This is a genomic window from Rickettsia endosymbiont of Ixodes scapularis (assembly GCF_000160735.1).
In the GTDB taxonomy this organism is placed as follows: Bacteria; Pseudomonadota; Alphaproteobacteria; order Rickettsiales; family Rickettsiaceae; genus Rickettsia; species Rickettsia tamurae.
On the sequence record NZ_CM000771.1, the window covers coordinates 17060 to 32016 of the forward strand.

The following is a 14957-nucleotide window of genomic DNA, read 5'->3' on the forward strand; positions in this document are numbered from 1 at the left end:
TGGACATTTATGATTTAAAATGTACTGAGCTTTGGGGAAGAGGATAAAATGGAGCAAATCAGAATAAAGGATAAAAAAGAACGGATAGCACCTTGCGATACTATTTTATCAAGGTGCATCAGGGCATATAAGCGAAGTCCTAAAATAGCTATAGCTGTTACTTCGGTAGTATTGCTCAGTTTTGGCTATCTTTTGTTAGGCAGCAGTAAAGGATTGCCAAAGGAAACGTTACCTCCAAAAGAGAGCAGAAGCAGCAATAATACTATATCAGGTGTAGAAAGGTCCGTAGATCCAAGAGATAGGTGGACTAGCGAGTTAAGGCGTGAGATGGATCAGCTAAAGACAGAGCTTAAAAATATCATGAAAGAGCAAGTAGCAGGTCAGCAAGAAGAGATCAAAAGCATCAAAGATAAGTTAGAAGCTATAGATAGTGTTCAGGAAAGATTAATGATGCCACCTGCTGAAGAAACACCGGAGGAAAGAGTTGCTAGCATCTTAGAAGGTCAGATGGAATTCAGCGAGCAATCGGCTATGCCAAATCCAAATGATAATAGTAACTACGCTCCACAAATCAATCAAAACCGCAATATTGGTCATATTAGGTTAGAAGAGGACGAAGAGGATGAGAAAAACATAGAGGAATATGTCACTAGCGGCTCTTTTGCAAGAGCCGTGCTTATGACTGGCGTTGTTGTTGGCACTGGTACTAATGCTGCAAGCAGTCCTGAGCCTATCATGTTACGATTAGTCAATAAGGGGATTTTTTCAAAGGAGTATGATACCAAGCAATTAAAGGACGCGATATTAATAGGATCATGTAGTGGTGATATATCGTCTGAAAGAGTGAGATGTCGTTTAGAGACTTTATCACTCATGAATAGAGACGGAAAGGTAATAGAGAGATCAGTTGAAGGATGGTTAATTGGTGAGGACGGCAGACCGGGCGTTCGCGGAGTAATAGTAGACCGATCATCTGACGTTGCAAGAATGGCGGTGGTTAATGGTGTGTTAGGAGGCATGGCACAATTCTTCCAAAATCAGGCGACAAATAGTGTGTTTCCAATTTCACCGATTACTGGTCAACAAAATGCATTAAAAGGTAGCAAGGCTTTGCAAGGTGGTGCTTATGCCGGTGCTGGTAACGCTTTAGAGAAATTAGCTGATTTTGCGATTAAAAGAGCTGAAAGTATGTCGCCTGTAATCATGATCAGTTCAGGTAGAGTAGTAGATGTAGTATTTAGAAAAGGTTTTTCATTAAAAAAAGATGCGACGGTCGTTAAAAATATTGGTATTAACCCTCCAACACAAACAGACTACTCAAATCCTGCATTAGTAGGGCGTGGGGCAGTAAGACCTGCAAATACCACTAACCGTAATGTTTCAAATTATAAAGCCAATAATGAATTTAAGAGAATTTTAAACGAAAGCACCAGTGCAATTGATCAGGTTGATAGTTTAACCAAAAATAACCAAGCATCAAATGGTAGAGAGGAGGTATTTTAAATGCATCAAAAATATATAGCAATATTGCTGACAAGTATAATTTTAAGTAGCTGTAAAATAATGCCTTATCAGAGCCATTTTGATTGTCCAATTCCTGATGGTTTAAAGTGTAAATCGCTTTACGAGGTGAATAAATTAGCAGATCAAGGAATATTTGAGCCCGAAAGAGATCAGACATTAAATCAGTGCTGCAGGATAAAAAGAGGGGAGTAAATGTCTAATTGGTCTCAGGAAAGATTTAACAAAGATTTTGGCAGGGAGTGCATAAGTAAATACTTTGTATATGAGTCATATGACGAGGAAACAAAATTATTCTTCAATAGAGGATCAGCAGGTTTTGTCTTACTTGGCTTTCCACTTGTTGGCACAAATATCAATGCTCAAAATGAGATATCAGAGTTTTTAAAGAGCGAAGAGAATTTACCTGTTGAGAGTAGCATTCAGGTATTAATGATTGGGCTTAACAATGTGGATCATTACTTGCATCATTGGCAGGCTTTAAGAAGTGGTGATATCTATCAGGAGCTTGCAAGTAAAAGAGTAGAGCACTTAAAAAAAAGAAGTAAGGAAACAGGAGAATTAAAGGACGTTATATTACTGATATCTGTAACTGTACCTGATACGAATGCATTAGTTTCTGATATGCAGAGAAGGCGCGATAATTTAAAAGATACATTTAGCTCGATTGGATTATATACGAGGGATTTAGATGCGGCAGGTCTTTTAAAATATATTAGACCAATTTTTGGTTATAGTTTTGGGTCTCATGAAGAAGTAAATGAGCATGATTTACTATCGCATCAAATTGTTGGCAATGATTTTTCAGCAATAGAAGACAAAGATGGCGTTGTCATAGAAAGGGGACAAGATACTACAAAATATATCACGCTAGAGGCGTATAAAAGACCTCGTCAATGGCGACTTAGCAATATGGATTTGTTTCTAGGCAATGAACTTCGTAAGAACGAGTTAATCAAATCAAACTTCTTAATTCATTTTGAAGTAACGGTACTGCCGAGTCAATCAGTTGCAAGAGCAGCAGCACTTGCAAAAAGAGAAGCGATAGGCAGAAATATTGGTGCTGGGATGGGGAAGTTTTTTCCTGATCTGCAATTAGAATATGAAGATATCGATGCAGCTGTTGCACAATTGCAAAGTGGAGACCGTTTAGTCAATATTTTTCTTAATGTCATAGTATGGGACGCTAGAGAGAAAGCAAAGGCGACGGCATCTCAATTTGCTGCGATGATGCGAAGAAATGGCTTTAATTTTGTGTCAGCGACAAATGATCATTTTGCGGTATTGCTGAGTGCTATGCCTATGCAGCTTGTTGAAGAAGTCGAAAGCACTCCTGCAAGAATTGCCAAAACTTTAGGTTTTGCAAAACAGCGTTATTTAAAAGTAATAGGAAAAAAGGCAGGTGGTCTTGCATCTGCTTTATCGAAGCATGGCATCGGATATAAGACAGTATCAAGCGAGAGTAAGGTTTTAATGCCAATAGTAGGCGAGTGGAAGGGTGATATTAGATCACCTGGCATGATGCTTGCAGGACGAAGAGGGCAGATAATGTACTGGTCACCTTTTGGGGCGGCACTTATGCCATCAGCATCTAATCAACAATTAGCACCAAATGAGAATTTCAATTTATGTATAGCCGAAGTTCCGGGATCAGGAAAATCTGTATTCATGCAGGAGCTGATGTTATCGACACTCGGCGTTGGTGGTAAGGTCTTTGTTTTAGATTATGGGAGGTCTTTTAAGAGAAGCTGCTTACTTCTTGGCGGTAATTATATTGAGTTTGACGTGAGAAACCCCATTTCGATTAATCCTTTTTCAGAAGTGCCGGAAGGAATAGCTGAGAAAGACGCTGAAGCAAGAGCAGATTTTTTAGCAAGCTTTCCATCAATACTTGGCACAATGGCAGCTCCAAAAGCAGGTACTAATGATTTGCAGCAACCGATGCTACAGCGTGCTGTAATTGAGGTATGGCAACAAAAGGGCTCAAAAGCAGAAATCACTGATATAGCAAAATGGCTAAGTAATAGGGACGAGGAATACGCAAAAGAGCTTGGTAATATGTTGTTTCCGTTTACGAGAGATGGTCAATATGGCAGTTTCTTCAGTGGTAAAGCTGGCTTATCCTTGAAGAAAGATATCGTAGTTATTGAAACTGATCACTTAAGAAGCGTACCTGAATTATTAGCGGTGATAGTGCAAATAATGATCGTACATATTAACGGTAGTATGGTGAAGGGTGACCGGAAACGTCCATTTCTCATCATGATAGATGAGGCGTGGAAATTATTGTCTGGGAAGAAATCAGGAAATTTTCTTGAAGAAGCAGGAAGAATAGCAAGAAAATATAACGGATCTATTACGCTTGCAACGCAGCAGTTAACAGATTACTTCAGGGGCGAGAGCTCAGTTGCAGAGAAAGCGTTTGAAAATGCCTCACATAAAGTCATATTGAAGCAGAATGCTGATAGTTTCAAAGCAATGCGAGCAAATCCAAAACTTGCCGGTTTTGTTGATGAAGATTGGAAGCTCAATTTATTGCAGCAGATTCATTTACTCAAGCAGAAGATATTAAAGATGCGGAAGGTAATATTTTAGTACCAGCTGGTACTACAGTAAATCCACTTGAAGAGCTCAATTGGGGCGAGCCTTTAATATTTATTAATGGCGATGATAGAGAGCAAATAGAGTGGGCAGTAAAACAGCAAGGTAAAATAATATTAGTCGAAGGAAGCGTATTAGAGTCAAGCGATCAAATATCAAGGACAGTATATTTTGACCAAGGGGGCGTGCTGACCCATAAGTTTTGCATCCAAGGAGTTCCTGCAATAGTGGTGCAGGACGGCATAAAACTCAAGATAAAGGAAGTATTACTATGATTTCTTTTATTTGAAAAAATTGTTAGCTACCGGCAAGCAGAGATAAAGAAGTAGGGGATTTGCCGGTAGCAGGAGTCATATGGACAATTATTAGCAGGTGAGAGATATAATAACCTGCTAATACGCCTTAGTGAGGTTAATAAAATCGTAAAGCTCTGTCAAGTAGGAAGTAGCATAAGAAATCAGATAACACTTTGAAATATGAGAAAAATATTAAAGTTAACAATTATGATATGCATATTTGTAGCATATACAAGTAGTGATGGAGCTGTGGGGTGCGTTGGTCGGATGATGAGTCCTGTAACGGATGTATGCTGGAAATGTTTATTTCCGATTACTATTGCAGGTGTCAAAATTGTATCAAGTCCAATGACTGATACAAAATCACCACGAGACATTATATGTGCATGCACAAGACCAAATATCCCGCTGCCAGTGCCCGGAATCCCTATAGGATTTTGGGAACCGGTAAGACTTGTCGACGTTACTAAATCTCCACTATGTATGGTGAATTTAGGAGGTTTAAAAGTAGGTAGCAGCATTAAACAAGGCATAAAGGATGATAGTGAAGGGTCAGCATTTTATCATGTGCATTGGTATATATATCCGGTGATATATTGGCTTGAGATATTATTTGACTTTTTATGTCTTGAGACGAGCGAGGTGGATATAGCCTATTTGACGGAATATGACCCGTTATGGGGTGATGATGTCAAAAGCACCATCTTAAATCCTGAGAGCATGTTATTTAAAGCTGCAAGCGTCGCATGCATAGCTGATTGTATAAGTTGCAGTAGTGGCAGTTTGTCAAATGATGCGATGTTTTGGTGTGCTGGGTGTCAAGGAGGTTTGTATCCTTTTACTGGTACTTTAGCACATCATAACGGAGGTGTGGGTAGCTCTTCATTAATCGTATCAAAATTTATAGCAAAGATGCATCGTGAATTATTGTTATGGGGATATGTCGGAAAAAGAGGATTATGTGGCAAATATCCGATGCCAGTAATTAAGAAAAGTCAATATAGGTTGCAAATGACATATCCTATTATTGACACAAGAAACTGTAAAAAGATTGGCGAGAGCGAAACCACGTGGCAACAAGGACGCGAGTTCCCGGTTAAAGGTGAAGATTTTGGCTATTTAATATGGCGTAAACGTGACTGTTGTATGCTGTAAAAACTAAAGGTTAAGCAATGATTTTAAGAACAATATTATTAATATTTTTGATATTTATTGGCAGTATAGCATCAGCAAGTAACAGATATATATTTGTGTCTTTCTCAATGTCAGATGAGGCTTTAAAGGCATATTACAGGGAATCAGAAGAGTTGCAGGCTATCTTAGTTATTCGTGGTCTTGTTAACAATAATTTTCTAGATACAAGACAAAAAGCATTAGATCTTTCGATTAACTTTAATATAGATCCTGAATTGTTTGAAAATTATCACGTTACATCTGTGCCGGTGATTATAGAGGATGATAAATTAACCGGCATTAAAAAAGTTAGTGGTCATATACCACTGAGTGCTGCTTTAGAGTTATTTAAACAAGGTTAATAATATCTGTGAAAAAAGGATTATTTAAATTTAATATCTTCTGCCCAGTTGCTTTAATACTCGTATTAAATGGATCTAATATTTTTGCAAGCACCAACGATAAGCTAATGATGCAAAGCTATTTTGATCAAGCCGAGGATTTTAAAGAAGCTACACCTTTAAATAGCCCTGAAGATATAGATCCTAAAGGTAGTATTACAGGTAGCAAGGATGATTTTGCTCATTTAAGTAATATGCGAGATCAAGAGTTAACACATCAAGGAGCAAAGTTACTTAATCATAGCGAAGATGGAGCGTTATTAATAGAGAGTGATATTGCTAAGAATAACGCAATCAATGAGCACTCGATTAATAATGATAATGCATTAATTAAACAAGCTCAGGAAATAGCAAACGATCCGCTTAAAGTGACTAGCGGAACATATTATTCCTCAAGCGAGACGCCAAGTAAAACGACCATTTACAAGAGCTGTATGGAAGGTGGAGATATTACACTAGATATAATAAGGCAATTACATATAGAGCCAGAGCTAATAGAAGAATTTGGCGACTTCCAAGACAAGGAGATGAATATTTTAAGTAGTGATATCGACTTATCTTGGACGAAGCGAGTAACAGATAGAGATAGTGGCAAGGGTTATTCTTGGAGTAGAGAGTATACAAGCATTAATGAAGAGGACGGCAATGTACAGTTTCATCTAAAAATAAGATACTTAATACATTAAAGGTAGCAAATGATCAAGTAGCTGATGGTATTACGATTGGTTATCGTTTAGGCATTCGTAAAGGACATTCCATGATGCTAGATAATCTTAATAGTAACTTAAAACATTTAGGCAATGTGAGTACATTAAATTTTTAAGTTTAGAGAAAAATTAGAGAAATTTAATATTAAGGATGAATATTTTCAAATATATCCTGAAAGCGTAGAAGATTTAATAGCTAGTCATGAATGTAGCGAGATATCAAGGAACTGTTTAGATAGTTCTCCTAAAATATATTTTGAGAAATATATCATAAACAGACCATGTTTTAAGGAACAAATGAGGTATCAGTGTCAGATATCACCACAAAATGGTTGCGGTGCTTTAAAAAAGCAAGGATGCAGTTTAATTAAAAGTACATGCTTGCAATATCTTGGTAATTATTGCTTAAAGTGGAAGCGAGATTTTGAGTGTTACGGCATAAAATCCGAGCTTCGGTCCTCTATTAAAGACTCAGAAATATTTTGTTTAGGAGGGGAGTGTTTTAATCCTACAATAGAGAGAAACGCAGATATAGAAAATGTTGCTTATCTAGCGGTGTTAAATGAAATGAAAAAGGACATGCACGCAAATCCAATTTCAGTGTTTAAGGGAGCAGTAAATAGTTGTAGGAAAATCAATATAGGAAGTTTCATTAATTGCTGTAGCTCTATGAAAGGGTGGGGTCGTAGTACGGGGCTTGCTAAATGTAGGGCTGAGGAGAAATCATTAGCATTGAAACGCTCTAAAGGACTATGTACCTATGTTGGTACTTATTGCTCCAAAAAAGCCCCTATTACTAAAAGATGCATCACTAAGCAATCTAGCTATTGTTGCTATAATTCAAAGCTTGCACGAATCTTTCAGGAGCAGGGACGCACTCAACTTGGCATTAGTTATGGTGCCCCTCAGAGTCCAAACTGCAGAGGTCTTACTACAGAAGAGTTGCAGAGAATAGATTATTCAAAGCTTGATTTAGAAGAATTATTTTCTGAGATGCTTGAGGAAGTAAGAGCCAAAATAAATAAAGGTTTTTCAAAACAAATACAAGATCAGATGCCAAAGATTCAATCAGATATCAAAAACAATGATCGCAAGGAACTAACATATTGAAGTGTGGACTCATTAATATATGCGAAATCTTTTCAAATTCTTAGCAAGGAAAATCATCACATACTTAGCGATGTGCAGTCTGTATTTGATTAGTGCTATAGTGTTTGCAGGAGACTTGGAACTAAGTAATGAGTCAGAGATAGAGCAAACAAGAGCAAAACATAACAAACATGATTGGCAGGAAAATCCGGAAGGGTTCTTATGGTACAACGAAGAAATAGATAAAACAAATAATAAAAAACCAAACAGACAAATCCAAAAGAAGAAAGATTTAAATAATGGCAAGATAAGTGAGCTAACACCACGGCTTGATAGATTAAAAAAGAATTTTGATATAGCTCTAAAAGTTGCCATAGACAATCCAAATTATGAAAATGTTACTAACGCACAGAGATTGCAAAATGAAATATTTGTCAAATCTCAAGAATTTGCAAAGATTTGGCAATTAGTATCGCTGTTAGATCCAAGTTTAAGTACTCAAGATATGCCATCTAATGTCTTGCAAAAAAGAATATATGACGAAGAAAAGAAAATCACAGACCAGCAGCAATTAAGAGATATTAGTAAAAACTGGGGCTTAATTGTGCAGGTAAGCTTTAATTGTAAATATTGCAAAACATTTGCTCCAATTGTGAAAGATTTTGCCGAACAGCATAATTTTCAAGTAATAGCAGCTTCAAGTAGCGGAAATAGTTTTGAAGGGATTGGTGGAATTAAAGATGGTTCTTTTTTAAACCAAAGATGGTTCTTTTTTAAACCATTTAAATCCAGCAAGAGAAGTACCGGTATTATATCTAGTAAGTAGCGATAGCAAATATATCTATCCAGTTGCAAGAGGCATAATTAATGAAGATGAAATAGGGAATAATATTCTCGCGATGCACTCATATCATATGAGAAGACACAAAGCACCAGCAATATCCGCAAGATCTAAAATAGGAAACCAAGGAAATTGAGAAAGAGTTAAGGCAAAAAGGAATTTAAAGTTAGTAGTTATGAATATTCGGCAAAGCATAAAACAGAAAATATTAGCCATACTGACTATCACTATCATATTTAGTCAAGATAGTTTCGCATGGGACATTAAAAATGCTTTTAAAGGATTACATAGTAATTACACCAGGGCAGGATCATATCAAGATCAGGCAGCTGGTTATTATTCAGGAGGCGGATTATCGGTGAGAACTGAGCGTACTAGATTTAATCCTGTATCAATTACTCCTCCGGTGCTGACTATGGGGTGTAGCGGCATTGACAGCTATTTGGGCGGCATGTCTTTTATTAAGTCTGACGAAATGGTGACACTGATGAAAAATGTTGGCTCACAAGTGCCAGTATATGCATTTTCTCTAGGATTAAAAGTTTTTGCACCGCAAATAGAGAATGCCTTAAAAGATTTAAGAAATCTTGCAACAAGCGCTAGCCAATTTGCTCAAAGTGACTGTAAATTACTGCAATCCCTTTTTGCTGCTGGTATGCCAAGAGATTCAGCACTTGAAGAAGCGGTATGTAAAGATATGAGAGGGGGCAGCGGTTTTGATTATTTTGGAGCTGGTAAGAAATGTGCAAGTGCTGCTGAGCGTAAAGCTGCTATTCGTGAGGTACAAACTAAAGATCCCGAGCTGATGATCGGTAATTATAATTTATTTACTAAAGCTGCAGAAAAAGCCGGCATTCCGCTTGAGATGCGAGATAGTTTAATGTCTATGACCGGTACTATTATCGTCCGAGAAGATAATGTCTTCTTTCTTGAGTCTTTGGCAAAAGATGAAAAAAATTGGTTATCGCAACTAAATGGTGGTCCTGATGCATCAGCATATAAATGCGATGAAAACACAAAATGTCTAAATGTTACTTTAGTGCGAGATATTAGCATTACGCCTGAGAATTCATTTGCCGGCAAGGCTCGTGCTAGACTTGATAATATTAAATTAAAGTTCTTAAATAACGAAGAATTCGATCAAGATAATTTAAACTTCTTATCGTCTATTGGCTCTGCTTTTCCAATATTTGATTATGCATCACTTGAAGCAGTATCAGGCGTTACCATACTTGATAATTCATCTGAGTTAATTGCAAGCTACGTTCTGCTGCAGCATTTAAAAGAAGTAGTTGGAGAGATCAGAAAGGCAGTGCAACTGCTTAAAGCAAAACAAGTATCAGACACCATCTAAAAGATTACTTCAAAACAATTAGATAAAATACAATTACTTGCCTCTGAGAAGTGGGGATTACTACTTACTAAGAGCGATCAAATTGAAAAGAGAGCAAGATTAATAGAGCAGCATTTAATGGCAAGAGGAAGAGGATAAAATGGAAGATTTAAATGGTTGGATAGTTTATAGTTTTGGTAGTATTGATGTTTTATGGCGAACATTTAATGCAATTAGCATGATATGTGCATCAGATAGTACATATTTTACCTCTGTATCTAAATTTGCATTAACAATAGGAGGTTTATGGGCAGCATGTAGAAGTATTTTTAAAGGAAATATTGGTATTTTTGCCACGCAATGGTTTTTCCCTACATTTTTCTTATTCGTATTTATGTTTGTCCCTAAAACTACAGTATGGCTAAAAGATGAAGTAGCAAATCAGCAATACAAGGTCGATAATATACCTGCAGGAATAGCAATAATAACGTCAGTCTCAACATCTTTAAGTCACGCTTTAGCTGAAAGGATAGAGACGTATTTTAGAACAGCTGATCCAGTAAATCCGGCAAGTGATTTTTCTCCAGGGCAAAGTAGTATCATGTTTGGAGCAAAAGCAATTGGGAAAATAAAAGAGATCCAAATACAGAATCCAAACACGCTCAATAACACCAAAGAGTTTTTAAGACAATGTTTTTAAAACCTTATATTATTGGTGACCTCTAAGGTAAGAAATCTCTTGCATTATCAAGCGAAAATATCTTACAATTTATAGATGATAATATGCCAAATAATTTCGGCATATATTATAAAGGTCCAAATGGAACGGATCGAGCTGTTTTTAAGTTATGTAAAGATGCGTTGCCTTTAATTAAGACAAGTATTGCTCTTGAGACCAATGATGGATTAATTGGCAAATTCGGTGTTGCAATTGGCATACAGAATGATACTAAAATAGCAGAGCGTTTAAAAGCCATTACCGCAGATACTTTAGGCTTTCTAAAAGCAGATCAACAAGACTTAAATGACTGGATGAAGCAAGCCATGCTTTTAAACGCCAACAGAGAAGCACTTGATGACTGGCGTGAGAAACTATCGATGAATAGGCTATATCCGGAATTAATTAGTATGCATGCCACAAGAGGAATGTTTCAGCAATCCTTTTCATATTTAGTTGGTGGCAAGATGGCGGAGGATTTCTTAAGCATAATGCAGTCAGTAGCATTTTCTCTAATCATTAGCTGTATGGTAGTGGTACTTCCACTAACTTGCCTTGTTGGAGGCTTTAAGTTCTTCCAGTTTTGGTGTAACTTTACAATATGGGTATCATCATGGCCAATATTCTACTCACTAGTGCATTGTTTAGGTATGCTATCATTATCAGGAAAGGTCAGCGTATTTGGAGGTAATGGCATGAGTATCTTATCGCAAGGCTCATATGCAGAATATACATTAAATACCTACGCGACATATCAGATGCTTGGATGTTTAGTGCCTCCTTTATCTTGGGCGTTATTTAAAGCTTGCTCGCATGGCATGTCTATTCTTGCAGGTCAGTTCTCGCCGCTTTCTGTTGCAAGTAGCGTAGCTGCTGGCATTGCTGATAATAACTTAAGCATGGATAATGTAAGTATTGGCAATAGAACTATATCACAGCAGAATCTAGCCCCGTCTTTAATGATGGGCGATGGTATTATTGATGATGGTGGTATGAGAGTAACGACTACTGATGATGGTAGACAGTTTATCACTGAAAGCGTCGATACACTGAGCACTAACTTTAGAGCCTCAGACTTATTGCAAAGTAGTCTATCTGATCAATATGCAGCTACTAGCAGCAGGCTAAACTCATTATCATCTAAAGACTCAATGCTACGTACCATGTCAGGACAACAAGCATTAGAGCTTGCAAGCCGCTTAACTGCAGAAGAAGCACGTTCAATCGGCATCTCAGAGCAAGAGCAAATGCAGTTTAAAGATGCGGTGAGTATAGATAATGCTGTGAATGATAATACTAGTACACGTAGTAGCAAAGATGTATCTAGTGGTAATGAGGCAAGTGTGGGCTTCAATGTTCTCGGCTTAGTAAGTGCTTCAGCAAAAGTATCGGCGTCTAATAATACAAGTAATAGCAGTGAAGAGATCCTCGCAAAAAGGCAAGCTATCAACAATGTGCTTGAAAAAACAAAATCTGCTCTTCAAGAAGGAAGGCTCAATAGCTCTAATAGTGATACTCAGTCACTTGCGAAAACATTAAGTCAGAATTATCAAGAGCAGGAATCTATTGGTAGAGAAATATCTGATGCAATATCAGCTCAAGACCAATTAAGTAGAAGTCGTCAATATGTAGCACAAAATGCAGCTACCATTGATCGTATTAGATAGTGGCAAGCATTTAAGAGGTATTAGCTCTGATGTAAAAAATATGCCAATGCGTAGTGAGCAGCATTTAAAAAGTGAATATCAGACTCATACAGGCAAAATAGAAGCATCAGCAGATAAAATAAATAATAAGCAGGAAGTAGCTTATCAAGACGTTGAAACGAGATTAAATAATAACCTAAGTAACAGCGAAAAAGAAAACTACAATAACTTAAATAATACCGCTCAGCTCGTAGAGCAGAAAGGACAGAAAATAGAAGATCAGTATGAGGACACCTCAGATTCTACTATAAAAAGAACAATAGATGAAATAGGTAAAAACTCAAAACCTATACTATAAAAACAAACACAATAAGAGGATATAAAAATGTTATTTCAAATACTTCCATTTGTCTTAGTTCTTGCCATTTGTGTTAAAGTACCTATGACAAGAAGATTAATCATGAAATACCCAATGATTTCTAAAATAGGGTTAATGTTATTAAATTTTATAAAGGATATAGTATTCAGTAATGAAAGAATGCAAGGTAAGACACAATACCCTAATAATTTAAGTGGCTTTAGTTCAGATATGGGTAATCATAGAAGAGATGATGAACGATTTACCAGTCCAAGTTATGCTCATGTACCTGGGAATATCTATCATTATTACTATTATACATAAGAATTGTAAAAATGAACATACAAGAGCAAGGTAGATTCACGAGAGGTGCACAAATCTTTGCACATCAGATTAGGATGCTTACACAAGGCATCACTAATGCACTAACAGTGGGTCTTACTGCGTCATGTATGTGGTTAATATTCAGAATCTTTCAAAAGGTCAATATCTTAAGCCTATATTATTATTTCATAGAATGCTACGTGCAGCTAAAACTAGCAGTAGGAACGTATTTCTATGATATCTCACAGATCGGTATAACATTCTATGATGTGAAAAGACAGGAATGGATATACCGATCTGCAGAGGAATTTGTTTATAAGTTTTGGCATGTAACAAAGTATGGTAGCAATATTACAAGCTTCGGCTCTTGGCTTGCTGGCTCTGCTGCATTTGAAGTACTTTGCGTTTTTGGCTTAACTATGTCTGGTATTACTATCTTTTTTTGGTATAGAGGCATCAAAACAATAGGTAGTCAGAAATTAAGAGGCATGGATTATGTACAAGCTTCTGAACTTACTAAAATCCTTAAAAAAGATCAAGCAGCATCTAGCATTAAGTTTGCAGGACTATCTATAGTAAAGAATAGTGAAAGACAACATATACTAATCACTGGTACTACTGGTACTGGTAAAACCAATATGCTTAATGAGTTATTGCCTCAAATACGAAGCAATAACGAAAAAGCAATCATTGTTGATATGACAGGATCATATGTAGATCGGTTCTATGATCCAAGTAATGGCGATATCATCCTTAATCCTTTTGACTCGCGCACCTCTAATTGGCTTCCTTGGAATGATATAGTAGATACAGAAGATTTTGATGATCTTGCAAGTCACTTTTCTAGCAATAATGGCATGGGACGAAACAGCTTCTTTGATAGAACTGCTGAATTAGTGCTTGCAGAAGCTTTAAAGAAATACGCAGTAAGCAGGGATTTAGAAGAGTTACTCCGAATCACTACATATTCAAGTAACTCAGAATTCGCAAAAGCATTTGAGAATACTGCAGTTGCAGGTATGATTAATAACTCAGCTCCTGAGACTTCTACGGGCGTACAAGCAACGCTTAGTAAGAATATCGCAGCTTTAAAGCATCTAGCAGATATGGGTGATTTCTCAATTAGCAAGTGGTGTAATGACGAAGACAACAAAAGCTGGTTATTTCTAACTGCACTTCCTAGCCAAAGAGCAACGCTTAGCCCATTATTATCGGCATGGATTAGCGTAGCATTAAAAGCATTAATGAGCAGGGATATAGGAAGCACAATAGAGAATCTTTGGTTTATTATGGATGAGCTGCCTGCTCTTGGTAAAATCAATAGCTTAAATACAGCTCTTGCAGAAAGTAGAAAATATGGCGGATGCTTTGTTGCAGGTATTCAGAACATATTTCAGCTAGATAAAATATATGGATCTCCTGCAGCTAATGATTTGCTGGATTTGTTTAATTCTAAGTTCATTTTCCGTGTTGGTGATCAGCAAACAGCACATAGATCGGCAATGATGCTAGGTGAGCAAGAAATACGTAAAACACAAGAAAGTCTATCATATGGTTCAAACACCATAAGAGATGGTGTTAATATCAACACTATAGAACAAAAGAAAATGCAGGTATTACCTGCTGAAATCATGTCGCTACCTAACTTATCGTGTTTTGTGAAGTTAGCTGGACATTATCCTATTTCTAAACTAAACATGAAATGGCAAAACTGATCTGATTATTATTAATTAACTGATTAATTTAGGTTTAGATATATTATGAAAAATAAATTATATAAAACTTTTCTTACGATAGCATTTGTATTATTTTCGCTCCAAACAATTGCTGGTCAGAATCAAGAGCCCCAAAAAAAGCAGAGGTAGTGGCGTGCGATATGCTGCACAGCAATACATATGGCATACAAAAATTGATTATGGTATTCTAAGTGATGAGATATCTAATACTAA

The 14957-nt window shown here is 36.8% G+C and carries 14 protein-coding genes and 1 pseudogene; all 15 read left to right on the forward strand.

Translation table 11 applies throughout. The annotated features are described in order from the left end of the window. The first annotated feature begins 48 nt into the window (after positions 1-48). The 15 genes and pseudogenes from REIS_RS09330 to REIS_RS09385 all read left to right on the forward strand — a co-directional run bounded on the left by REIS_RS09330 (position 49) and on the right by REIS_RS09385 (position 14723). Positions 49-1503 carry a TraB/VirB10 family protein gene (locus REIS_RS09330; RefSeq protein ID WP_008581363.1) on the forward strand — a complete coding sequence of 485 codons (1455 nt, stop codon included), beginning with the start codon at positions 49-51 and terminating at the stop codon, positions 1501-1503. Positions 1504-1716: 213 nt separating this feature from the next. Continuing rightward, the gene (locus REIS_RS09340) at positions 1717-4116 is read left to right on the forward strand and encodes a TraC family protein (protein ID WP_008581367.1); all 2400 of its coding nucleotides are present in this window, start codon (positions 1717-1719) and stop codon (positions 4114-4116) included. Continuing rightward, positions 4041-4397 (forward strand): conjugative transfer protein TraW, encoded by a 357-nt coding sequence (locus tag REIS_RS13490; RefSeq protein ID WP_008581369.1) that lies wholly within the window; start codon positions 4041-4043, stop codon positions 4395-4397. The genes REIS_RS09340 and REIS_RS13490 overlap by 76 nt, the downstream gene beginning before the upstream one ends. Before the next feature lie 228 nt (positions 4398-4625). Beyond that, positions 4626-5573, forward strand: a complete 948-nt coding sequence (gene traU / locus REIS_RS09345; protein WP_233466368.1) for a conjugal transfer pilus assembly protein TraU — start codon at positions 4626-4628, stop codon at positions 5571-5573. A 17-nt stretch (positions 5574-5590) separates the two neighbouring features. Continuing rightward, positions 5591-5953 carry a TrbC family F-type conjugative pilus assembly protein gene (locus REIS_RS09350; RefSeq protein WP_008581373.1) on the forward strand — a complete coding sequence of 121 codons (363 nt, stop codon included), beginning with the start codon at positions 5591-5593 and terminating at the stop codon, positions 5951-5953. An 8-nt stretch (positions 5954-5961) separates the two neighbouring features. Next, positions 5962-6678, forward strand: coding sequence for a hypothetical protein (locus tag REIS_RS09355; protein ID WP_037214545.1), 717 nt, complete (start codon positions 5962-5964; stop codon positions 6676-6678). Positions 6679-6966: 288 nt separating this feature from the next. Further along, a complete protein-coding gene (gene traN / locus REIS_RS09360; protein WP_233466369.1) occupies positions 6967-7809 on the forward strand; it encodes a conjugal transfer protein TraN in 843 nt (280 codons plus the stop codon). Between the two features lie 19 nt (positions 7810-7828). After that, on the forward strand, positions 7829-8614 hold the full coding sequence (traF, locus tag REIS_RS09365; RefSeq protein WP_008581375.1) for a conjugal transfer protein TraF: 786 nt from the start codon (positions 7829-7831) through the stop codon (positions 8612-8614). Continuing rightward, positions 8613-8765: pseudogene (locus REIS_RS16585) on the forward strand (hypothetical protein); the annotation flags it as partial. The gene traF and the pseudogene REIS_RS16585, both read left to right, overlap by 2 nt. 39 nt (positions 8766-8804) lie before the next feature. Next, positions 8805-9983 carry a conjugal transfer protein TraH gene (locus REIS_RS09370; RefSeq protein WP_325100679.1) on the forward strand — a complete coding sequence of 393 codons (1179 nt, stop codon included), beginning with the start codon at positions 8805-8807 and terminating at the stop codon, positions 9981-9983. 139 nt (positions 9984-10122) lie between these two features. Then, positions 10123-10662: a conjugal transfer protein TraG N-terminal domain-containing protein gene (locus tag REIS_RS16590; RefSeq protein WP_050755404.1), complete on the forward strand. Its 540-nt coding sequence runs from the start codon at positions 10123-10125 to the stop codon at positions 10660-10662. Between the two features lie 83 nt (positions 10663-10745). Beyond that, on the forward strand, positions 10746-12347 hold the full coding sequence (locus REIS_RS14595; RefSeq protein ID WP_050755405.1) for a conjugal transfer protein TraG N-terminal domain-containing protein: 1602 nt from the start codon (positions 10746-10748) through the stop codon (positions 12345-12347). Next, entirely contained in the window at positions 12331-12684 is a 354-nt protein-coding gene (locus REIS_RS11505) for a hypothetical protein (protein WP_050755406.1), read from the forward strand. Before REIS_RS14595 ends, REIS_RS11505 begins: the two co-directional genes overlap by 17 nt. 27 nt (positions 12685-12711) lie before the next feature. Beyond that, positions 12712-13008, forward strand: a complete 297-nt coding sequence (locus REIS_RS09380; RefSeq protein WP_037214547.1) for a hypothetical protein — start codon at positions 12712-12714, stop codon at positions 13006-13008. Between the two features lie 11 nt (positions 13009-13019). Continuing rightward, positions 13020-14723 (forward strand): type IV secretion system DNA-binding domain-containing protein, encoded by a 1704-nt coding sequence (locus REIS_RS09385; RefSeq protein ID WP_008581379.1) that lies wholly within the window; start codon positions 13020-13022, stop codon positions 14721-14723. Positions 14724-14957 lie beyond the last annotated feature (234 nt).

What these genes read in the sequence shown, in the direction of transcription:
- REIS_RS14595 (WP_050755405.1), top strand. Translation starts at nt 10,746, where the DNA reads ATGCCAAATAATTTCGGCATATATTATAAAGGTCCAAATGGAACGGAT.
- REIS_RS09385 (WP_008581379.1), top strand. Translation starts at nt 13,020, where the DNA reads ATGAACATACAAGAGCAAGGTAGATTCACGAGAGGTGCACAAATCTTT.
- traU (WP_233466368.1), top strand. Translation starts at nt 4,626, where the DNA reads ATGATATGCATATTTGTAGCATATACAAGTAGTGATGGAGCTGTGGGG.
- REIS_RS09340 (WP_008581367.1), top strand. Translation starts at nt 1,717, where the DNA reads ATGTCTAATTGGTCTCAGGAAAGATTTAACAAAGATTTTGGCAGGGAG.
- REIS_RS09380 (WP_037214547.1), top strand. Translation starts at nt 12,712, where the DNA reads ATGTTATTTCAAATACTTCCATTTGTCTTAGTTCTTGCCATTTGTGTT.
- REIS_RS09370 (WP_325100679.1), top strand. Translation starts at nt 8,805, where the DNA reads ATGAATATTCGGCAAAGCATAAAACAGAAAATATTAGCCATACTGACT.
- REIS_RS16590 (WP_050755404.1), top strand. Translation starts at nt 10,123, where the DNA reads ATGGAAGATTTAAATGGTTGGATAGTTTATAGTTTTGGTAGTATTGAT.
- REIS_RS09350 (WP_008581373.1), top strand. Translation starts at nt 5,591, where the DNA reads ATGATTTTAAGAACAATATTATTAATATTTTTGATATTTATTGGCAGT.
- REIS_RS09330 (WP_008581363.1), top strand. Translation starts at nt 49, where the DNA reads ATGGAGCAAATCAGAATAAAGGATAAAAAAGAACGGATAGCACCTTGC.
- traF (WP_008581375.1), top strand. Translation starts at nt 7,829, where the DNA reads ATGCGAAATCTTTTCAAATTCTTAGCAAGGAAAATCATCACATACTTA.